This is a genomic window from Crenalkalicoccus roseus (genome assembly GCF_004761865.1).
GTDB classification, from domain to species: domain Bacteria; phylum Pseudomonadota; class Alphaproteobacteria; order Acetobacterales; family Acetobacteraceae; genus Crenalkalicoccus; species Crenalkalicoccus roseus.
The window spans coordinates 1-21119 of the sequence record NZ_SJDM01000052.1; the positions used below are offsets into that span (position 1 = coordinate 1).

General features: G+C 71.6%; 19 protein-coding genes. 10 read left to right on the forward strand and 9 right to left on the reverse strand.

The features are described 5' to 3' along the window. Window positions 1–283 precede the first annotated feature (283 nt). Entirely contained in the window at window positions 284–1267 is a 984-nt protein-coding gene (locus ET526_RS18825) for a Bug family tripartite tricarboxylate transporter substrate binding protein (protein WP_135470152.1), read from the forward strand. A 316-nt stretch (window positions 1268–1583) separates the two neighbouring features. Here ET526_RS18825 and ET526_RS18830 read toward each other — a convergent pair whose 3' ends face one another. Beyond that, window positions 1584–1757 (reverse strand): hypothetical protein, encoded by a 174-nt coding sequence (locus tag ET526_RS18830; protein WP_240048478.1) that lies wholly within the window; start codon window positions 1755–1757, stop codon window positions 1584–1586. A 206-nt stretch (window positions 1758–1963) separates the two neighbouring features. Between ET526_RS18830 and ET526_RS18835 the strand changes: the two genes are divergently transcribed. The 6 genes from ET526_RS18835 (at window position 1964) to ET526_RS18860 (ending at window position 8030) form a co-directional block, all read left to right on the forward strand. Next, window positions 1964–2632, forward strand: a complete 669-nt coding sequence (locus ET526_RS18835) for a tyrosine-protein phosphatase (protein WP_135470154.1) — start codon at window positions 1964–1966, stop codon at window positions 2630–2632. Window positions 2633–2728: 96 nt separating this feature from the next. Further along, complete coding sequence (locus ET526_RS18840; protein WP_135470156.1) at window positions 2729–5011, forward strand: fused MFS/spermidine synthase; 2283 nt, start codon at window positions 2729–2731, stop codon at window positions 5009–5011. A gap of 127 nt (window positions 5012–5138) precedes the next feature. Then, window positions 5139–5402 carry a DUF4212 domain-containing protein gene (locus ET526_RS18845; RefSeq protein WP_135470158.1) on the forward strand — a complete coding sequence of 88 codons (264 nt, stop codon included), beginning with the start codon at window positions 5139–5141 and terminating at the stop codon, window positions 5400–5402. A 16-nt stretch (window positions 5403–5418) separates the two neighbouring features. Continuing rightward, on the forward strand, window positions 5419–7194 hold the full coding sequence (locus tag ET526_RS18850) for a sodium:solute symporter family protein (protein WP_135470160.1): 1776 nt from the start codon (window positions 5419–5421) through the stop codon (window positions 7192–7194). Between the two features lie 52 nt (window positions 7195–7246). Further along, a complete protein-coding gene (locus ET526_RS18855) occupies window positions 7247–7786 on the forward strand; it encodes a hypothetical protein (RefSeq protein ID WP_135470162.1) in 540 nt (179 codons plus the stop codon). Window positions 7787–7802: 16 nt separating this feature from the next. After that, the gene (locus ET526_RS18860; protein ID WP_135470165.1) at window positions 7803–8030 is read left to right on the forward strand and encodes a hypothetical protein; all 228 of its coding nucleotides are present in this window, start codon (window positions 7803–7805) and stop codon (window positions 8028–8030) included. A 10-nt stretch (window positions 8031–8040) separates the two neighbouring features. On the opposite strand, the gene ET526_RS18865 is transcribed toward ET526_RS18860, so the two are convergent. Then, complete coding sequence (locus ET526_RS18865; RefSeq protein ID WP_135470167.1) at window positions 8041–8886, reverse strand: LLM class F420-dependent oxidoreductase; 846 nt, start codon at window positions 8884–8886, stop codon at window positions 8041–8043. A gap of 34 nt (window positions 8887–8920) precedes the next feature. Further along, a complete protein-coding gene (locus ET526_RS18870; RefSeq protein WP_135470169.1) occupies window positions 8921–9520 on the reverse strand; it encodes a glutathione S-transferase N-terminal domain-containing protein in 600 nt (199 codons plus the stop codon). 161 nt (window positions 9521–9681) lie between these two features. Between ET526_RS18870 and ET526_RS18875 the strand changes: the two genes are divergently transcribed. Both ET526_RS18875 and ET526_RS18880 read left to right on the forward strand, forming a co-directional pair. Continuing rightward, entirely contained in the window at window positions 9682–10773 is a 1092-nt protein-coding gene (locus ET526_RS18875) for a Bug family tripartite tricarboxylate transporter substrate binding protein (protein ID WP_135470171.1), read from the forward strand. A 54-nt stretch (window positions 10774–10827) separates the two neighbouring features. Continuing rightward, entirely contained in the window at window positions 10828–12810 is a 1983-nt protein-coding gene (locus tag ET526_RS18880; protein WP_135470174.1) for a tripartite tricarboxylate transporter permease, read from the forward strand. 108 nt (window positions 12811–12918) lie between these two features. On the opposite strand, the gene ET526_RS18885 is transcribed toward ET526_RS18880, so the two are convergent. Genes ET526_RS18885 through ET526_RS18910 form a run of 6 tightly spaced genes read right to left on the reverse strand, consistent with a single transcriptional unit; the run spans window position 12919 to window position 19618 of the window. Beyond that, the gene (locus ET526_RS18885) at window positions 12919–13899 is read right to left on the reverse strand and encodes a tripartite tricarboxylate transporter substrate binding protein (RefSeq protein ID WP_135470176.1); all 981 of its coding nucleotides are present in this window, start codon (window positions 13897–13899) and stop codon (window positions 12919–12921) included. A gap of 26 nt (window positions 13900–13925) precedes the next feature. After that, on the reverse strand, window positions 13926–14900 hold the full coding sequence (locus ET526_RS18890; RefSeq protein ID WP_135470178.1) for an ABC transporter ATP-binding protein: 975 nt from the start codon (window positions 14898–14900) through the stop codon (window positions 13926–13928). Window positions 14901–14929: 29 nt separating this feature from the next. Then, window positions 14930–15904, reverse strand: coding sequence for an ABC transporter ATP-binding protein (locus tag ET526_RS18895; protein ID WP_135470181.1), 975 nt, complete (start codon window positions 15902–15904; stop codon window positions 14930–14932). A 2-nt stretch (window positions 15905–15906) separates the two neighbouring features. After that, on the reverse strand, window positions 15907–16851 hold the full coding sequence (locus tag ET526_RS18900) for an ABC transporter permease (protein WP_135470184.1): 945 nt from the start codon (window positions 16849–16851) through the stop codon (window positions 15907–15909). Further along, window positions 16817–17776, reverse strand: coding sequence for an ABC transporter permease (locus ET526_RS18905; RefSeq protein WP_135470186.1), 960 nt, complete (start codon window positions 17774–17776; stop codon window positions 16817–16819). Before ET526_RS18905 ends, ET526_RS18900 begins: the two co-directional genes overlap by 35 nt. Window positions 17777–17824: 48 nt before the next feature. Continuing rightward, window positions 17825–19618, reverse strand: a complete 1794-nt coding sequence (locus ET526_RS18910) for a peptide ABC transporter substrate-binding protein (protein WP_135470189.1) — start codon at window positions 19616–19618, stop codon at window positions 17825–17827. Between the two features lie 194 nt (window positions 19619–19812). Between ET526_RS18910 and ET526_RS18915 the strand changes: the two genes are divergently transcribed. Continuing rightward, window positions 19813–20997 (forward strand): MFS transporter, encoded by a 1185-nt coding sequence (locus tag ET526_RS18915; protein ID WP_135470192.1) that lies wholly within the window; start codon window positions 19813–19815, stop codon window positions 20995–20997. Window positions 20998–21119 lie beyond the last annotated feature (122 nt).

Here is a 21119-nt window from a genome sequence, read left to right on the forward strand (position 1 = left end):
CAGCCTACCGGTTTGTCCACGCGGCCTAGCAGGCGGATCGCGCAGGCCGGCATCAGCCGCAAGCGTGAGGCCGCTCCGCGGGCAGCCGACCGAAGCCGTTTCCTTGCAAAAACGTCGCCGCCCCCTTTCCGGCGGGGCGGCGCGGTGGCATGTCTGCCATGCCCGCATCGCCTGCCGGGCGATGCGCCCCTGGCGCCTCCGCGACGGCGGTTCACCTTATTTTGGTGACTCCGTGCGCAATGATCGCGGGCCCAGGAAAACCGAACGTCCGGGAGCTCCGCCCATGCTGCAACGTCGCCACCTGCTTGCCGCGCCGCTCGCCCTTGCCGCCGCGCCGCTCGCGCGCCCTGCCCTCGCGCAGGGGAACTGGCCGAACCGGCCGGTGCGCATCATCGTGCCCTGGCCGCCGGCCGGCTCCACCGACGTGCTGGTGCGCATCTACGCCGAGCGGCTGCAGGCCGTCCTCGGCCAGAATTTCGTGGTGGAGAACCGCCCCGGCGCCGGCGGCAACATCGGCGTGGACGCGGTCGCCAAGGCGCAGCCGGACGGCTACGTCATCGGCATCGCCTCGGTGGGGCACTTCTCCATCAACCCCTACCTCTACACCCGCCTGCCCTACGATCCGGACCGCGACCTCGCGCCGGTCGGCGTGGCGTGGGAGATGCCGAACTGCGCCGTCATTCCTGCCGAGCACAACCCGTCGCGCACGCTGCAGGAGTTCATCGCCTGGGCCAAGGCGAAACCGGGCGGAATCTCCTACGGCTCGCCGGGGGTGGGCACCACGCCGCACCTCTCCGGCGCGCTGTTCGCCCGCCGCGCCGGCTTCGAGGCGACGCACGTCCCCTTCCGCGGCGCCGCGCAGGCCATCCCCGTGATGCTCAACGGCCAGCTCGACTTCGCCCTCGACAACCTGACGAGCTACGTGCCGGTGATCCGCGAGGGGCGGATGCGCGGCCTCGCCGTCACCTCCGAGCAGCGCTTCCCGACCATGCCGGACATCCCGACCATGGCCGAGGCCGGGGTGCAGGATTTCGTCGTCACCTCCTGGCAGAGCTTCGTCTTCCCCGCCCGCACTCCGCGCGAGATCGTGCTGCGGCTGAACCAGGCGCTGAAGCAGATCAGCGAGGACGAGGCGATGCAGAAGCGCTTCCTCGACATCGGCGCCCTCATGGCCTGGTCCACGCCGGAGGAGGCGCGGGCGCGGGCGGAGCGCGAGAAGCCGATGTGGCGCGAGGCCGTGGAGATCTCGGGCGCCCGGCTCGACTGACGCCGGGGCGGGGGCGCCGGAGTCGTTCCGCCCGGCCAAGCCGGCGGCGACGCCCCGCCATCTGCCCCTGGGGCCAAGCTGTGCCCCTGCGGTGATCCCGGCGCCTGCAGTCCGTCGGTTCAGCCCTTCCGCGCCGGGTCGTGGCTGTGGTGGCGATCACGCTTGCCGCCGCCGGACTTCCGGCTGCGGTCGGGGCCGGTGGGGCGGCCGGGTTCCGGCGCCCGCCCCCCCGGGCTGTGCACCCGGCCGTGGCTGCCGCCCCCGAACCCTGCCGGGGAAGGGCGTGCCTTTCCGGCCGGTCGCCTCCCGCGCTGCCTCAGCGATCCTGCTGGTAGCCCTGGTGGTGCGTGCCCTGCCAGGTGGCGCCCTGATGGCCCTGCTGGCTGGGATCGCGGGTGCGGGATTCGACATTCTCCTTGGCCCGGTCGGGCGGCAAGCGCCCCTCACCAGGGGTGGCGTCGCCCTGCGGGCTCTGGTTTGCGGGGGGCACGGGGGGCGGATGCGCCTTGCCGGTCATGGCTCGGTCCCTTTCCATGAGGATCGGCGGAAGAACGCCCGCCCGCCGGTCGGCGTTCCTGTGGGGCGGCGCGATGCCCGCCGGCGAGGCCCCCGGATCGCGCTGCCGCCCTCCACCGGGCGGCCGCTTCATCGCTCCGGCGTTTTCGCCACCGCGGATCAGGCGCTAGATCACCCGGCATGTCGCCCCCTCGGCCCCTCCTCCCGCCCCCCTCGCGCGCCGCTTGGCTGAACAGCCTGGTCGTGGACCATGCCCTGCTGCGCCTGCCCTGGCGGAATTGGGGGGTGGTGGAGGAGGGGCGGCTCTACCGCTCCAACCATCCGCTGCCCTGGCAGCTCCGCCAGGCGGTGGCGCGCCACGGGCTGCGCACCATCATCAACCTGCGCGGCCACCGGGCGGCCTGCGGCTCGGACCAGCTTGGCCGCTGGGCGGCGGCGGAGCTCGGCCTCGCGCATGTGGACGCGCCCTTCGAGAGCCGCGGTGCCCCGCATCGCGAGCGGGTGCTGCGGCTGGCCGAGATCTACCGCACCATGCAGGAGCCGGCGCTGATCCACTGCAAATCCGGCGCTGACCGCACCGGCCTCGCCGCCGGGATCTGGCTGCTGCTGCAGGGGTGCCCGCCCGAGGCGGCGCTGGCGCAGCTCGGGCTCCGCTGGGGCCATATCCGCCAGAGCCGCACCGGCATCCTCGATGCCTTCTTCGCCCTCTATGCCGAGGCGGCCCGCAAGCGGCCGAAGCCCTTCCTCGACTGGGTGCGGGAGGATTACGACGAGGCGGCGCTGCGGGCCGGCTTCCGCTCCCGCGGCTGGGCGGACCGGCTGGTGGACCGCGTGCTGCGCCGCGAATAGGGGCCGCGCGGGCGGACCACTCCCGCTACAAGAAACTTCCCAAAAACGTGATTCCGTGCCGATAATGACCCCCCCGTCCAAGGGGGGTGAGGCAGCATGCCGCGGCTGGCGGTCGCATTCTTCTGCTCGGGCTTCGCGGCGCTGCTCTGCCAGATCGTCTGGCAGCGCATGCTCGGCATCTTCGCCGGGTCGGATACGATCAGCGCGGCGCTGGTGGTGGGGGCGTTCCTGTCCGGCCTCGGTCTCGGCTCCCTGCTCGGGGCACGGCTGGCAGACCGCATCCCGCCCGCGCGCGCCCTCATCGCCTTCGCCCTGTGCGAGGCGGGGGTGGCGGTCTGCGCGCTGCTGTCCAAGCCCTTCCTCTACGACTGGCTGGCGCTGTCCATGGCGGAGCGGGTGGAAAGCCCCGCCGCGGTGTTCGCGCTGTGCTTCGCCGGACTCGTCGTGCCGACGACGCTGATGGGCGCCTCGCTGCCCCTGCTCGCCCGCGCCGTCGCCACCTCTCTCGACACCGCCGCCGAGCGGATCGGCACCCTCTACGGGCTGAACACGCTGGGTGCGGGGTTCGGGGCGCTGGCCGGCGGCTACCTGATCGTCGGCACTCTCGGCTTCGTTGGCGCCCTCGGCCTTGCGGCATGGCTCGAGCTCCTGGCCGCCGGCCTGGCGCTGACCCTGCTGCCGGCCCTGCGCCGGGTGCCCGCCCCCGCCGCGAGGCCCTCCGCCCATGCGGCGCCCGCGCCCTATGGCGGGCTCTGGCTCTGGTGCCTGCTGGTGTTCCTCTCCGGCTACGTGATCGTGGCGCTGGAGATCGTGTGGGTGCGGCTGCTCGGCCAGGTCGGGCAGTACCACGCCTATCTCTTCCCCACCGTGCTCGGCGTGTTCCTGCTGGCCGACGGCGCCGGCATGGCGGTGGCGGCGCGGATGGTGCGGCGGCTGCGGGATCCGCGCCCGGCTTTCTTCCTCGCGCAGGGTGCGGGCTTCGTGCTGGCGGCGCTGCTCGTCGGGGCGCTCTGGCTCGCCCTGCCGCATCCGCCGCTGGCCGATTGGGTGCAGGTGGACCGCTGGCGCTTCGATGCGGGGCCCATGCTCGTCACCGCGGCGCTGGTGCTGCTGGTGGTCGGCCCGCCCGCCTTCCTCATCGGCATGACCTTCCCCTTCGTGCAGCGTGCGGTGCAGCAGGACCTGGCGAGCGTCGGGGCGCGCGTCGGCTGGGTGCAGCTCGCGAACATCCTCGGCAATGCCGCCGGCTCGGTCGGCACCGGGGTGGTGACGCTGCACCTGCTCGGCACCATGGGCACGCTGCAGCTCCTCGCCGCGCTGACGCTGCTGCTGCTGCTCGGCTGGCTGTGGCGCGGCGGCCGCGGCCGTCGCGCCGAGGCGGCGCTGGCGATGGCCTGCGCGGCGCTGCTGCTGGCGCTGCCGAGCAACGCCGCCTTCTGGCGCCGCCTGCACGGCATGGCGCCCGGCAGCTTCACCGCCTTCGCCGAGGACCGCACCGGCATCGCCTTCTTCCGCGAGACACCGGAGGATCCGCGTCTGCCGCCGGGCAGGTTCTTCATCATGGGCCACGGCCAGGGCACCGTTCCCTTCCTGCCCGCGCACATCCTGCTCGGCGCCATCGGCCCGCTGATCCACCCGGCGCCGGAGCGGGTGCTGGCGATCGGCGTCGGCAGCAGCGGCACGCCTTGGGGCGCCCTGGTTTCGCCGGCGACGCGGGAGGTGCGCGGCATCGAACTGATCGCCCCCGTGCTCGACACGCTGCGCGCGATCGCCGCGGCCCGGCCGGATGGCGCGGTGGCGGCGCTGCTCGCGGACCCGCGCATCCGCCTGGAATACGGAGACGGGCGGCGTGCGCTCGCCCGCGACAACGGCCGCTACGACGTGATCGAGGCGGATGCAGTGCTGCCGCAGAGCTCGCACAGCGGCCTGCTCTACAGCGCCGAATTCCTGGAACAGGTGCGCCGCCGGCTGCGGCCTGGCGGCCTCTACGTGCAGTGGGCGCCGACGGCGCGAGTGGTGGACACCTTCGCGGCGGTGTTCCCCCACGTCATCCTGCTGCAGCCCTTCCCGGTGCTGATCGGCAGCGACCGGCCCATCCCCTTCGACCACGCGGCGCTGCTGGCCCGCCTCTCCGATCCCGCCGTGCTGGCGCATGCGCGGCGCGGCAACCCCGCCATCGAGGCGCTGGCGCCGCTGGTCGCCGGCACGCCCTACATATGGTCGGCGGAAACGCGACGGCTCGCGGCGCCGCTGACCGACATGTTCCCGCGCGACGAGTTCTTCCTGAACCACGGCTATGAGGGGCCGTGGCGGCCCGAGCCGCAGGGCGCGTCCTACATCCCCGCCCGCGCGACGGCCCCCGCTGAGCGGCGGCCGTGATCGGCCGTCGGAACGTTTCGGCACCACGAAAACCTTGACCGCCACGGCCCCGCGCACGCCATGCTGAAAGGCGGGAGCGGGCGGCATCCGCCGGATGCGCATCGCCCACGCGGCAAGGAGACGGAGAATGAGCGGCGAGCAGGAGTCCGGCAGGGCGTATTGGAGGGCGAATCTGCGCCTGGTCAGGAATTGCCTGATCGTCTGGGCCCTCGTCTCCTTCGGCTTCGGGATCGTGCTGCGGCCGCTGCTGTCGGGCATACCCGTGGGCGGCACCGATCTCGGCTTCTGGTTCGCGCAGCAGGGCTCGATCCTGGTCTTCCTGATCCTGATCTTCTACTACGCCTACAGAATGAACGCGATCGACCGCAAGTTCGGCGTCGAGGAACGGTAAGGGCCAGGAACCGGTCATGGGACAGCAGGCACTCACCTACCTCATCGTCGGTGCGACCTTCGCGCTCTACATCGGCATCGCCTTCTGGGCGCGCGCCGGCTCGACGGGCGAATTCTACACCGCCGGGCGAGGCGTCCACCCGGTCACCAACGGCATGGCGACGGCGGCCGACTGGATGTCGGCCGCCTCCTTCATCTCCATGGCCGGGCTGATCGCCTTCGTCGGCTACGACAACTCCACCTACCTCATGGGCTGGACCGGCGGCTACGTGCTGCTGGCCATGCTGCTCGCGCCCTACCTGCGCAAGTTCGGCAAGTTCACGGTGCCGGAGTTCATCGGCGACCGGTTCTACTCGCAGACCGCGCGGCTGGTCGGCGTGATCTGCCTGATCGTCATCTCCGTCACCTACGTGATCGGGCAGATGACCGGCGTCGGCGTCACCTTCGCCCGGTTCCTCGAGGTGTCCACCACCACCGGCCTGTTCATCGGCTCCGCGGTGGTGTTCTTCTACGCCGTGCTCGGCGGCATGAAGGGCATCACCTACACCCAGGTGGCGCAGTACGTGGTGCTGATCACCGCCTACACCATCCCGGCGATCTTTATCTCGCTGCAGCTCACCGGCAACCCGATCCCGCCGCTCGGTCTGTTCTCGAGCACGCAGGAGCACGGCGTACCGCTGCTGCAGCGGCTCGACCAGGTGGTGACCGACCTCGGCTTCGGCGCCTACACCGCGCACCGCGACAACACGCTCAACATGGTGCTGTTCACCATGTCGCTGATGATCGGTACCGCCGGGCTGCCGCACGTCATCATCCGCTTCTTCACCGTGCCGAGGGTGGCGGATGCGCGGTGGTCGGCGGGCTGGGCCCTGGTGTTCATCGCGCTGCTCTACCTCACCGCGCCGGCGGTCGGCGCGATGGCGCGGCTGAACCTGATCGACACCGTCTGGCCGGGCGGCGCCGCCCGACCGGGCGGGGAGCTGGTCTACGAGCAGCGCCCGGACTGGATGCGCACCTGGGAGCAGACCGGGCTGCTGCGTTTCGTGGACCGCAACAATGACGGCCGCATCCAGTACTACAACGACCGCAACCCCGCCTTCGCGCAGCAGGCGCAGCAGCATGGCTGGCAGGGCAACGAGCTGACGGTGAACGCCGACATCCTGGTCCTCGCCAACCCGGAGATCGCCAACCTGCCCGCCTGGGTGATCGCGCTGGTCGCCGCGGGTGGCCTGGCGGCGGCGCTCTCCACCGCGGCGGGGCTGCTGCTGGCGATCTCCTCGGCGATCTCGCACGACCTGATCAAGAGCGCGCTCAAGCCGGACATCTCAGAACGCGGGGAGCTTCTGGCCGCGCGCATCTCTATGGCCGCGGCGATCGTCTTCGCCACCTATCTCGGCCTCAACCCGCCGGGCTTCGCGGCGCAGACCGTGGCGCTGGCTTTCGGCCTCGCGGCGGCGACGATCTTCCCGGTGCTGATGATGGGCATCTTCTCGAAACGCATCAACAACACGGGCGCGATCGCGGGAATGCTGGTGGGCCTGCTGTTCACCGTCGTCTACATCTTCGTCTACAAGGGATGGTTCTTCATCCCCGGCACCAACCAGCTTCCGGACACGCCGGAATACTGGGTGTTCGGCATCTCGCCCACCTCGGTCGGCACCATCGGCGCCATCCTCAACTTCGCCGTCGCGCATGTGGTCTCGCGCGCGACCGAGGCGCCGCCCGCGGCGATCCAGGAGATGGTGGAGAGCATCCGCATCCCGCGCGGCGCGGGCGCGGCGGTGGACCACTGACGGCGCGGGAGGGCGCGGCGCCGCGCCCTCCCGCACGCCACGCGAAGCCTCAATGCTGTTCCAGCTTCTCGGCACGGTGGCGCTCGGCCTCGCCGCCGCCGGCACGGTCCTCCTGGCGTTCCGTATCCTCGGCCGGCGCGCGCCGCGCTGGACGCTGCCCCTGGCCGCGGGTGCCGCCATGCTCGGCTTCCATGTCTGGAGCGACTACTCCTGGTACCGGCGCACTGCCGCGGCCCTGCCCGAGCCGATGATCGTCGCCGCGGCGCATCCTTCCGGCAGCGCGATCCAGCCCTGGACCCTGCTGATTCCCCGCGTCGAGCGATTCGCCGCCCTCGATCCCCGAACCATCCGCTGGAACGACGCGGCGCCCGAGCTGCGCATGGTCGAGGTGTTCCTGATCGCGCGCTACATGCCGACCCTCTCCACGGTGCAGATCTTCGACTGCAGCGCGCCACGGCGCGCCGACGTAACACGCGACCTTGCCTTCGACGCGCAGGGGCGGCCACTCGGGGCGGGCTGGGTGCGGCTCGAGCCGGACGACCGGCTGTGGCGGACGGTGTGCACCCTGCCGCTGCCGCGCGACGGGGGTTGAAGCAGGTCCCGATCAGGTGGACCTACCTGACCGGGTGAAGATGCTGGCACACGAGGAGCTAAGCGTTTTTCCGACGGCTGGGATCGGTTTGCGAGTTCGGGCGCGAGGCTGGAAGAAGGTCGGCCAGAGCCGCCGCCCGCGCACCGTCGACAGCCTGCGGAACGCCATCGGCAGCGTTCCCGACGCCTTCATACCGGACGAATGCCGCAACCGCATCGCCGACCGCGGCTATTCGCACCTGTGAGAAAAGCGCTCTAGCCCGCCGCGCGCAGCAGCGGCAGGTAGCCATCCAGGGCGCGCAGGATGCCGTCCCGGTCGAGGTCCGGCACCTCCAGCAGGGCGCGCGCGATGCCGTGCCGGCGGTAGCCCTCGAGCACCGCGGCGTCCGCCGGCGCGCCGAACACGGTGACGGAGAGGACCGCCGGGTCGCGCCCCGCTGCCTCGGCGATGCGGCGCAGGCGCGCCGTGCCTCCAGCCACGTCGAAGCCGCCACGGGTGCGGGGAAACCAGCCGTCGCAGAAGGCGGCGACGCGGCGCAGCGTGTGGTCGCTCTCCCCGCCGAGCAGGATCGGCGGGTGCGGGCGCTGCGCCGGCTTCGGCCAGCACCAGACCGGATCGAAGCGCACGAATTCGCCGTGGAAGGACGCCTCCTCCTCGGTCCACAGCGCCTTCATGGCGAGCACCCGCTCGCGCATCACCTTGAACCGCGTCTCGTAGCGCGTGCCGTGATTCTCCATCTCCTCGGCGTTCCAGCCGGCGCCGATGCCGAAGACGAAGCGCCCGCCCGAGAGCTGGTCGAGGCTGGCCACGGCCTTGGCGGTGACGATCGGGTCGCGCTGCGGCACCAGGCAGATGCCGGTACCGAGCAGCAGGCGGCGCGTCGCGGCGGCGGCGAAGGACAGGGCCACGAAGGGGTCGTGGGTGTGGACGTAGCGGCGCGGCAGCGGGCCGCCGCCGGGGAAGGGCGTGCGCCGGCTGACCGGGATGTGGGTGTGCTCGCAGAGGAACAGGCTCTCGAAGCCGCGCTCCTCCAGCGCGCGCGCCAGCGCGCCGGCCTCCATGCCGTAATCGGTGGGGAAGTAGAAGACGCCGAGGCGCATGGGTCCCTCCCTGCTGGCCCGTCCAGGATCCGTTCTAGGGCCCCGGCGGCACGGTGCGGGCGAGCGGCGGCAGCGCGGCGACCCGCGCGTACCACGCCTCCAGCCGCGGATGGCCGGGGCGCCAGGGCTCGTGCGGATAGCGGAAATCGAGATAGCCGAGCGCGCAGGCGATCGCGATCTCGCCGATCGTGTCCAGCGCGCCGAGGCCCTCGGCCTCCGCCTCCAGCGCATCGAGCGCGCTCCTGACCTTGCCCTGCTGCAGCGCGATATAGGCGCGCCGCCCCTCGTCCTGCGGCAGCGCCACCTCGCGCCGGCGCGGCTGGGTGGCGTCGAGGATGCCGTCGCCGAGCGCCTCCTGGCGCAGCGCGATCCAGCGCGCGCGGCCGGCGGCGGGGAACAGCGGCGGCGCCTCGCCGATGCTGTCGAGATATTCGCAGATCACCGGGCTGTCGTAGAGCACGAGGCCGTCTTCGGTCACCAGCGTCGGCACCTTCGACAGCGGGTTGAGGGCGGCGAGCGCCGGGTCGGTGGTGGGCACGGTCCAGAGCGCGATCCGCTCCTCGATGCCGCGCCGGATGGCGCAGGCCATCACCTTGCGCACGTAGGGGCTGTTGGGCGAGTAGGCGAGCCGCATGGCCTGGCGTTCCCTCCGCTGGTTGTCCCACTCTCCCCCGCCATGACAAGCGCGGCAAGTCGGGCCGGGACGGGAACGGGACGATTGAAGCCCCGCGGCGGAGTTGCTAGGCGGACCGGGGAGGGTCCGCGAAGGAACCCCGAAAGACTGGGAGCGAACGCATGAAGCTCAGCCGCCGCGGCCTCCTGGCCGCCACCGCCGCCGCCGGCCTCGGCGGTCGGGCGACGCCCGCCGCCGCGCAGTCGAACGTCAGCTTCGCCGGACGCACCGTGGAATGGGTGATCCCCTTCGCCGTGGGCGGCGGCAGCGACGTCTGGGCGCGCTTCCTCGCGCCCTACCTCTCGCGCCACCTGCCGGGGCGGCCCACCGTGGTGATCCGCAACGTTCCGGGCGGCGGCTCCATTACCGGCACCAACGAGTTCGTGGCGCGGGCACGGCCGGATGGGCTCAGCATCATCGGCACCTCGGGCTCCACCCAGGTGCCCTACCTGCTGGGCGATCCGCGGGTGCGCTACGACTACCGCAAGCTCATCCCCGTCCTGGTCTCGCCGACCGGTGGCGTGGTGTACCTGCCGGCCCGACTCGGCGTCGCCAACGCCTCCGAGCTCGGCAAGCTGCGCGGCCAGCAGCTCGTCTATGCGAGCCAGGGCCCGACCTCGCTCGACATCGTGCCGATGCTGGCCTTCCTGGTGCTCGGCCTCGACGTGCGCCACGTCTTCGGCCTGCGCGGCCGGGGCGAGGGGCGGCTCGCCTTCGAGCGCGGCGAGGCGACGATCGACTACCAGACCACCTCCGCCTATCTCACCAACGTCGTGCCGCTGGTGCGGGCGGGGAACGCCGTGCCGATCTTCTCCTGGGGCGTGCTCGACCGCGACGGCAACGTTCAGCGCGACCCCACCTTCCCCGACCTGCCGCATTTCGTCGAGGCCTATGAGATGATGCACGGCAGGCAGCCCTCCGGCACCGAGTTCAACGCCTATCTCGCCTTCTTCGGCTCCGGCTTCGCGGCGCAGAAGCCGGTGCTGCTGCCCGAGGGCACGCCGCGGCCGATCGTCGCCGCCTACCGCAAGGCCTTCGAGGATGCGGTGGCCGATCCCGAGTTGCAGGCGGGCAAGGGCGAGGTGCTCGGCGAATACGAGCAGGCGGTGGGCGACGGCATCGAACGCCTCTACGAGGTGGCGACCACCATCGACCTCGAGGCGCGCAACTGGGTGCGCAACCACCTCGCCACCAACCACAACGTCCGCTTCTGAGGCGTGCGGGCCGCCACGCGGCGGCCCTCTCCGCGAGGGGCACGGCAGGTCGCGATGCTCACCACCCTGTTCGACGCCCTGGCGAACCTGCTGACGCTCACGCACCTGTCCTTCCTGATGGTGGGCGTGCTGCTCGGCCTCGTGGTCGGCGTGCTGCCGGGGCTCGGCGGCATCGCCGGCCTGTCGCTGCTGCTGCCCTTCCTCTACGGCATGGACACGGTCTCGGCGCTGGCCATGCTGATCGGCCTCGTCGCGGTGATCCCCACCTCGGACACCTTCACCTCGGTGCTGATGGGCATTCCGGGGTCGAGCGCCTCCCAGGCCACGGTGCTGGACGGCTTCCCGCTTGCCAAGCAGGGCGAGGCGGCGCGGGCGTTGGCGGCGGCCTTCTCCGCCTCGCTGATCGGGGGCGTGTTCGGCGCCCTGGTGCTGAGCGGCTTCGTCGTCATCGCCCGACCGCTGATCCTGAGCTTCGGCTCGGCCGAGCTGTTCATGCTGACGCTGTTCGGCCTGTCCATGGTGGGGGTGCTCTCCGGCTCCAGCCTCGCCAAGGGCGTGGCCGCCGCCGCGCTTGGCCTATGCTTCGGCATGATCGGCGCGGCCCCGGCCACCGGGGAGTACCGGATGGAATTCGGCTCCCTCTACCTGATGGACGGCGTGCCGCTGGTGGTCGTGGCGCTCGGCCTGTTCGCGGTGCCCGAGATCATCGATCTGCTGCGCGGCGGCGCGACCATCGCCGGCGACGGCAGGCTCGGCCGCGGCTGGTGGGACGGGCTGCGCGACACCTGGCGGCACCGCTGGCTGTCGCTGCGCTGCGCCGGGCTCGGCGCCATCATCGGCGCCATCCCGGGTTTGGGCGGCAGCGTGGTGGACTGGATCGCCTATGGCCATGTGGTGCAGACCAGCAAGGACCGCTCGCGCTTCGGCAAGGGCGACATCCGCGGCGTGATCGCCCCGGAATCCGCCAACAATGCCAAGGAGGGCGGCGGCCTGCTGCCGACGCTGCTGTTCGGCATCCCCGGCTCCGGCTCGATGGCGATCTTCCTCGCCGGGATGATCCTGCTCGGCCTGCAGCCCGGGCCGGCGATGGCCGAGCGCAGCCTCGACGTCACCTACACCATCATCTGGTCGCTCGCGCTTGCCAACGTGCTCGGCGCAGGGCTCTGCATCGCCCTCGCGCCCGGGATCGCGCGGCTGACCACGGTGCGCTACGCGCTGGTGGCGCCGTTCATGCTGATGGTGATCGCCTTCGCCGCCTTCCAGGCCTCGCGCTCGCTGAACGACCTGCTGGCGCTGCTGGCGATGGGACTGCTCGGCGTGCTGCTGAAGCGCTTCGGCTGGCCGCGCCCGGCCTTCCTGATCGGCTTCGTGCTTTCGGTGCTGGCCGAGACCTATCTCTACCAGGCGGTGCAGTTCGCCGGCTGGGGCTTCATCACCCGCCCGCTGGTGCTGGCGATCCTGGCGATCACCCTGGTCTCGCTCTGGCTCGGCCTGCGCAGCCGCGGCGGCGACGGCGCCGGCAAGGTCGAGACGGAGGGGCAGGCGGGCGCGGCGCGCGCCGCCGTGCTGTGGCCGCAGGTCGCCTTCGCGCTGCTGGTGCTGGCGCTGTTCGGCTTCGCCATTCAGCAGGGGCTGCAGAACTCCTTCCTCGCGGCGATCTTCCCCGTGGGTGCGGCGGCGGTGGGCGGCGCGGCGACGCTCGCGGTGCTGGCAACCCTCGCCTGGGGGCCGGGGGGCGGGGCGGCGAATTTCGACGCCGAGGCGGAGGCGGCGCGCAGCGGCCAGGCCTCGCCCTGGCGGTTCATGGCCTGGCTCGCCGGCTTCGTCGGCGGCGTCGCGCTGGCCGGCTTCGTGCTGGGGCTGGCGGCGTTCTTCCTCGCCTTCCTGCGGGTGGAGGCGCGGACCTCCTGGCCCCACGCCGCAGTGCTCACCCTGGCGGCGGTGGGCTTCGTGGTGGCGCTCGCCCACTTCCTGAACCTGGTCTTCCCCGGCGGCCTGCTGCAGCACCTTGCGGACCTGCCCTGGCCGCTGCGGTAGGGCGCGATCCGCGGCGGGATCGCCGGAGCGGTGGAGCGGTCGCCCGGCACGGAACGGCAGCGTGCCGCGCCGCGGCGGATCACGCTGCCAGGCAGGAGCGTACACCCCTCAATCGGCCTGGATGTTGTTCTCGCGCACCACGCGGCCCCAGATCTCCACCTCGCGGGCGAAGAAGCTGCGCAACTCCTCGGGCGAGGAGAGGACGAGGCGGGCCTGCTGCGCCTCCTCCATCTGCCGCCGCACCCGCTCCTCCCGCAGGGACTCGCGCAGCGCGGCGTTGAAGCGGGCGATGATGGGCGGCGGCGTGCCGGCGGGGGCGAAGACGGCCCACCAGGCCTCTGCGACCAGGCCGGGAAAGCCCTGCTCCTCCGCCGTCGGCACTGCGGCGAGGCCGGGCAGGCGCGAGGGGCCGAACTGCACCAGCGGCCGCAGCGTGCCGCCAGCGACGTGCGGCATCACCAGCGCGGCGCTGCCGATCATCATGTCCACATGCCCTGCCACCGCGTCGTTCACGGCAAGGCCGCCGCTGCGGTAGGGCACATGCTGCATCCGCACCCCGGCGCGATCCATCAGCAGCATCATGGTCAGGTGGCCGATTGTGCCGTTGCCGGTGGAGGCGAAGCTCACCCCCTCGGGCCGCGCCCGCGCCGCCTCGAGGACGTCGCCCAGTGCGCGGAAGGGCCTGTCCGCCCTGGTCGCAACCACATAGGGCGCGCCGCCGATCAGCATCACGGGGTCGAGGTCGCGCAGCACGTCGAAGGGCGGATTGCGCAGCAGCGCCGGGATCACGGCATGGCTGTCGAAGGTCAGCAGCCAAGTCTGCCCGTCGGGCCGTGCCTTCGCCACCATGTCGGCGCCGATACTGCCCGCGGCGCCGGAGCGGTTCTCCACCAGCACGGGCACGCCGAGGCGCTGCTGCAGCCCGGGCGCGACCAGCCGCGCCGTCGCGTCGGTGGAGCCGCCGGGCGCGAAGGGGACGACGATGCGGATGGGGCCGGACGGCCAGCCGCCGGTCTGCGCCCGCGCCGGGCCTGCGGCCGCGAGCGCGCCGAGTGCCGCGAGAAGGGCGCGCCGATCGAAACCGTTCATGTCGTCTCTCTCCCCGGAAAAGGGCCTCAGCCGCGCAGGTGGCAGGCGACCCAGTGCCCCTTGCGGACCTCCCTCAGCACCGGCGTCTCCTCAGCGCAAGGGGAGGACCGGGCGATCGGGCAGCGGGTGTGGAAGCGGCAGCCCGAGGGCGGGCGCAGCGGGCTCGGCACGTCGCCCTGCAGCATGATGCGGCGGCGCGTCACCGTGGGATCGGGGATCGGCACCGCGGAGAGCAGCGCCTCGGTGTAGGGGTGCAGCGGGCTGGCGTAGAGGTCGCGTGAGGGGGCGATCTCCACGATGCGGCCGAGATACATCACCGCGACGCGGCTGCTGATGTGCTCCACCACCGAGAGGTCGTGGGCGATGAACAGGTAGGACAGGCCGAATTGCTGCTGCAGATCCTCGAGCAGGTTGATGACCTGCGCCTGGATCGAGACGTCGAGGGCGGAGACCGGCTCGTCGCAGACGATCAGCTTCGGCGAGACGGCGAGCGCGCGCGCGATGCCGATGCGCTGGCGCTGGCCGCCGGAGAATTCGTGCGGGTAGCGGTGGATGTGGTCCGGGTGCAGCCCCACCGTCTCCAGCAGCGAAACGATGCGCTCCTCGAATTCCCGCCGCGTCTTCGCCAGGCCGTGGATCAGCAGCGCCTCGCCGATGATCGCGCCCACGGTCATGCGCGGATTGAGCGAGGCGTAGGGATCCTGGAAGATGATCTGCATGTCGCGCCGCAGCGCGGCGAGCTGCGCGCCGGTAAGGGCGAGCACGTCGCGCCCCTCGAACCACACCTCGCCCGAGGTCGGCTCGATCAGCCGCAGGATGCAGCGCCCGGTGGTGGACTTGCCGCAGCCGCTCTCGCCGACCAGGCCGAGCGTCTCCCCGGCCGCGAGCTCGAAGCCGACGCCGTCCACCGCGTGCACATGATCCACCACGCGCCGCAGCAGGCCACCGCGCACCGGGAAGCGCTTGACCAGGTCCTTCACGCGCAGCAGCGGCTTGGCCATGCGCCGGCGGTCCTCGGGCAGGGAAGCGTTCACAGCACGCAGGCCACCCTGTGGCCGGGCGAGACCTCGCGCAGCGGCGGCTCGCCCGCGGTGCAGATCTCCCGCGCGAAGCGGCAGCGCGGGGCGAAGCGGCAGCCGGGAGGTGGGCTGAGCAGGCTCGGCACCACGCCCGGAATCGCCTCCAGCCGCGCCTTGCGCGCCGCCGCGGTGTCGATGCGCGGGATGGAGCGGATCAGACCCTGGGTGTAGGGATGGCGCGGACGGGCAAAGAGCTCCCTGACCGGCGCCTCCTCCACCACCTTGCCGGCATACATCACCACCACGCGCTGCGCCGTTTCCGCCACCACGCCCATGGCGTGGGTGATCAGCATCACCGCCATGCCGAGGCGCGCCTTCATCTCCGCCAGCAGGTCGAGGATCTGCGCCTGGATCGTCACGTCGAGCGCGGTGGTCGGCTCGTCGGCGATCAGAAGCTGCGGGTTGCAGGACAGGGCCATGGCGATCATCACCCGCTGGCGCATGCCGCCGGAGAATTGATGCGGGTAGTCGTGCACCCGCCGCTCCGGGTTCGGAATGTGGACGAGGCGCAGCATCTCCACCGCCCGCTCCAGCGCGGCACGCCGGCTGAGCCCCTCGTGCAGGCGCACCGTCTCGGCGATCTGCGCGCCTACCGTATAGACGGGGTTGAGCGAGGTCATCGGCTCCTGGAAGACGATGCCGATCTCCCTGCTGCGCAGCTTCTGCATCTCGGCCGGGCCGAGCGGCACCAGGTCGCGGCCGCGCCACAGGATCTCGCCGCCCACGATGCGCCCGGGCGGCATCGCGACCAGCTTCAGCACGGTCATCGCCGTGACCGTCTTGCCACAGCCGGACTCGCCGACCACGCCGAGCGTCTCGCCGCGGCCGAGGGAGAGGTCCACCCCGTCCACGGCCCGCACCATGCCGTCGTCGGTGGCGAAATGCACTTTGAGGCCGCGTATCTCCAGCAGCGCGCCTTCCGCCATCTTCAGATCACCCGCCGCGGGTCGAGCGCGTCGCGCAGCCCGTCGCCGATGAAGTTGATCGCCAGCACGGTGAGGAAGATGGCCGCGCCGGGGAACAGCGCCCAGTGCGGTGCGAAGTCGAGATGGTCCTTGGCGTCGTAGAGCAGCCGCCCCCAGGTCGGGATGTCCGGCGGGAAGCCGAGGCCGAGGAAGGAAAGCGTGGATTCGGCGATGATCGCGGCGGCGACGTCGATGGTAGCGGCGACGATGACCGGCCCGAGCGAGTTGGGCAGGATGTGGCGCACCACCAGCCGGGTCTTCGAGGCGCCGAGGGCGCGCGCCGCCTCCACGAACTCCTTCTCGCGCAGGGAGAAGAACTGCGCCCGCACCAGCCGCGCCACCGGCATCCAGCGGAAGCCGCCGATCACCAGCACGATCAGGATGAACACGCCCATCTCGGGCCCGACCAGTTCGCGCAGGCTGTCGCGGAACAGGTAGATGATCAGCAGCAGCAGGGGGAGCTGCGGCAGGGAGAGGAACAGGTCGGTCAGCCACATCAGGGCCGCGTCCACGCTGCCGCGCGAGATGCCGGCGATGGCGCCGATCACCGTGCCGACGATCACCGCCACCGCCATCGCCGCGAAGCCGACCGCGAGCGAGATCCGCCCGCCGTAGAGCATGCGCGCGAGCAGGTCCTGCCCGAGGTCGTCGGTGCCGAAGGGATGCTCCAGGGAGGGCCCCTGCAGGCGGACGGAAAAGTCGATCTCGTCGATCGGCACCGGCCAGAGCAGCGGGCCGAACAGCACGGCGAGCACCATGGCGCCGAGGACGACGCTGCTGGCCACCGCCAGGCGGTGGCGGCGGAAGCGGCGCCAGGCGTCGCGGGCAGGGGAGATCCGGCGTGCCCTGCCGGCGGCGGGCGCGGCGCCGGTGCTAGCGGTAGGAGATGCGAGGGTCGAGCCAGCCATAGAGGATGTCGGCGAGCAGGTTGAAGAACACGACCAGGCAGGCGAACACGAAGGTCACCGCCATGATCACCGGGGTGTCGTTGGCAAGGATGGCGCTGATCAGCAGCGAGCCGATGCCGGGTACGCGGAATATCTGCTCGGTCACGATGGCGCCGCCGAAGACGGCCGGCATCTGCAACGCCACCAGCGTCACCACCGGGATCAGCGCGTTGCGCACCACGTGCCGCGTGATCACCCTGCGCTCGGGCAGGCCCTTGGCCCGCGCGGTGGTGACGTAGTCGAGCCGGATCACGTCCAGCACCGCGGAGCGCACGAAGCGGGTCCAGGCGGCACCCTGGAACAGGCCGAGCACGGCGATCGGCATGATGGACTGGCGCACATGCTCCCACAGCCAGCGCCAGCCCGTGGCCTCGATGTCGGCGCGGTAGACGAAGGGCAGCCATTCCAGGTGGATGCTGAAGATCAGGATCAGCAGGATGCCGGTGAAGAAGGTCGGCAGCGAGAAGCCGATGAAGGCGAGGGTGTTGGCGATCTGGTCGAACACCGAGTAGGGGCGCGTCGCCGCGAACACCCCGACGGGGAGCGCGATCAGCAGCGCCAGCACCTGCGAGGAGCCGATGATGACGAGGGTGGTCGGCAGGCGCTGCAGGATCAGCGTGTCCACATCCATGCGGCTGACGAAGGAATAGCCCCAGTCGCCGTTCAGCATCGCCGCGAGCCAGCGGAAATAACGCACGAAGATCGGGTCATCGAGGCCGAATTTGGCGCGCAGCGCCGCCCGCACCTCGGGCGGCACGGCGGGGTTGGTGGCCAGCTCCTCGAAGGGGTCGCCCGGCGCCAGCGCCAGCACCGTGAACAGCACGACGCTGATCCCGAGCAGGCTCGGGATCGCGACGAGCAGGCGGCGGATCAGGTACTGGCTCACGCGGCGGCGTCCCCGCTTACCGTCCGGGGGCGCCGCGCGCGGGCGGCCTCAAGCCTCACGGTCGCGGTACCAGTCGCGCAGGTTCCAGAAGGTGTTGTCCCAACCGCTCAGCGAGACGCGCAGGTCGCGCGCGCTCGCGCTGACCAGCGGTCGGGCCACCAGCGGGATCACCACCTGGTTCTCCACCACGAGGTCGTTCATGCGGATGAACAGCGCCGCACGCTTCACCGGGTCCAGCTCGCCCTCGGCCTCGCGGAAGAGGCGGTCGTACTCCTCGTTGCGCCAGCGGGTGATGTTGCGGCCCTGCCACTTGTTCTCCCGCGTCGCCACCTCCCAGGAGACGAACTGGTTCATGAAGAGCTGCGGGTCGGCCTGCGGCATGGTGGTGTTGTACATCTGCAGGTCGCAGTAGAATTTCGTGTAGGTGTCCGGGTTGGCGACGTCGGAGGAGAAGAACACCGAGGCGGTGACCGACTTCAGCTCCACCTCGATGCCGGCGCGCTGGCAAGCCTGCTTGACGATCGCCTGGGTCTTCTGGCGCGGCGCGTTGATCGAGGTCTGGAAGACGAATTTGAGCTGCCGCCCGTCCTTCGCGCGGATGCCGTCGCGGCCGCGCCGCCAGCCCGCCTCTTCGAGGATCTGGTTCGCCCTGGCGATGTTGAACTCGAAGGAGGTGTTGGGGGAGCGGAAGCGCGGCGGGTTGTTCAGGAAATTGGCGGTGGCGACGCCAGTGCGGCCGTAGATGAACTCCTGCACCGACTTGCGGTCCACCAGCAGGCTGAGCGCCTTGCGCACGGCCGGGTCGGAGAGCGTCGGGTGGGTGGTCCTGATGCTCGAGCGCTCGCCCTCCACCTCGGTCCAGGGATCGGTGTTGTTGAGCTGGATGTGCTCGATGGCGCCGCCTTCCACGATGTTGACGCGCCCCCGGCCGGCCGCCTCCAGGCGCCTGAGGATGTCGTCCTCCACCTGCAGGTTCCAGGCGTAGTCGTACTCCCCGGTCTGCAGCACCGCGCGCGCGGCGGAGACGGCATCGCCCCCGCCCTTCACCTCGATCGCGTCGAAATAGGGGCGGTTCTCCATGTGGTAGTCGGGATTGAGCTCGCCCTTGACGATGTCGCCGGGCTTGAACTCGGTGAAGCGGTAGGCGCCGGTGCCGATCGGGTGCAGGTTGGTCGGCGCGTCGCGCGACCTTTCGCCCTTGTAGTCCTGGAAGCGGTGCTTCGGGATGATCATGCCCCGCGCGCCGACGAAGGCGTCCGCCCAGAACGGCGTCGGGCGCTGGAACCGCACGCGCACCGTGTGGTCGTCCAGCTTGTCGACCTCGACGTCGCGGTAGCTGCCGATGCTGACGGCGGCGGTGGCCGGGTCGGTCACGTATTCCCAGTTGAACACCACGTCGTCGGCGGTGAAGGGCTCGCCGTCGTGCCACTTCACGCCGCGCTTCAGCTTCCAGGTCACCGAGCGGCCGTCGGGGGCGAGGCCACCATTCTCCACCGAGGGGATCTCGGCGGCGAGGATCGGCACCAGCGTGCCGTCCGGCGCCCAGCCGGCCAGCGGCTCGTAGAACAGGCGGCTGCCGTCCTGGTCCTTGGTGCCCACCGCGAAATGCGGGTTGAGCAGCGTCGCGCCCTGCCAGTAGAGGATCTTCAGCATCCCGCCGCCGCCGCGGCGGGTCGGCTTGTAGGCGAATTCCTGCGCCTGCGCGCTGGCGCCGAAGGCGAGCAGCTGGGCCGCCATCGGCGCGGCGAGGCCGAGCGCCGCCATCCGGCGCAGGAAGGCGCGGCGGGGCAGCCTTCCGGTCCGCACCGCCGCCAGAAGCCGCCGCAATTCCTGTTCTTCCATAGCCCGTTTCCCGACGTTGTCGTTCTGCGATTGTTGGAAGCCCGACACCAGCTTGCCAAAGAACCGCGGGGCGGCGCCACAGGAGATTGCGGCCAAGCGGGGCGGGGCTATCCTGCGGCGAAACGGTCCGGGGCACGGCCGCCGGCGAGGCGGGCCGCGGCGCCGGGGCGGGACCGGCGCCGGGACAGACGACGATGGGCGTCAGCCGACAGCTCAGCCTCCTCCTGCTCGCGCTCGGCGCGATGTTCCTCCAGCAGACCTTCGCCGCGCTCGGGCGGAGCCTGCCGCCGATCATCGCGCCGGCGATCGTCGCCGACCTGCGCCTGGATCCCGCCTGGCTCGGCATCTATGTCGGCCTCGCCGCCCTGGCGGCGCTGGTGTTCCAGCTCGGCTGCGGCAGCTTCATCATCCGCCACGGCGCGCTCAGGATGAGCCAGGTGGCGCTGGTGCTGCTGGCGCTCGGGCTGTTCGCCGCCTCGGCAGGGCCGCTCGCGCTGTTCGCGCTCTCGGCGGTGATCGGCGGCGGCGGCGCCGCCATCTCCACCCCCGCGAGCTCGCACCTGCTCGGCCGCTACTCCCCGCCGCGCCACGCGCCCCTGGTCTTTTCCGTGAAGCAGACGGCGGTGCCGGCCGGGCTGCTGCTGGCCGGGCTGCTCGGCCCGCTGCTGACCGGCTGGCTCGGCTGGCGCGCCACGCTGCAGATCGCGGGCGCCGCCTGTCTCGCCTTCGCCCTGATGCTGGAGCCGCTGCGCCGGGAATTCGACGCTGATCGGGTGCCGACGCGCGCCTTCCGCCTCTCCGACTTCCGCACCACATTGGCCTCGGTCACCGGCAGCGCCGACCTGCGCAACCTCTCCTTCGCGTGCTTCGCCTTCAACGGGTTGCAGACCGTGTTCACCTCCTACTTCGTCATCTATCTGACGGATCTCGGCTACAGCTTGGCCGCAGCGGGGCTGGTGTTCTCGATCGCCATGGTGCTGGCGGTGCCGGGACGGATCCTGTGGGGTTGGGTCGGCAGCGGCCATGTCCCTCCGCGGCAGGTGATGGGCGGGCTCGCCCTCGCCATGGCGGCCTCGGCCGGGCTCAGCGGCCTCTACGGCCCGTCCTGGCCGGTGCTGCTGATCGGCCTCGTCGCCGCCGGCATGAGCGCGACGGCGATGTCCTGGCACGGGGTGCTGCTGGCGGAGACGGCACGGCTCGCGCCCGAGGGAATGCGCGGGGCGGCCACGGGCGGCGTGCTCTCCTTCGGCCAGACCGGCGCGCTGCTGATGCCGCTGCTCTACGCCCTGCTGCTCGGCCTCACCGGCAGCCACGGGCTCGGCTTCGCGCTGAGCGGCGTGCCGGCGCTGCTGGTCGGCGCGGCGCTGCTGCGGCGCTAGGGCGTTTTCCGATTGCTCTGGGTTATAGCCTGCGGCGGCGAAGTAGGTGGTGCATTCGTCGGGCATGAAAGCGTCGATGATGTGGCCGATGGTGTTCCAGAGGCCGCCGACGGTGCGGCGGG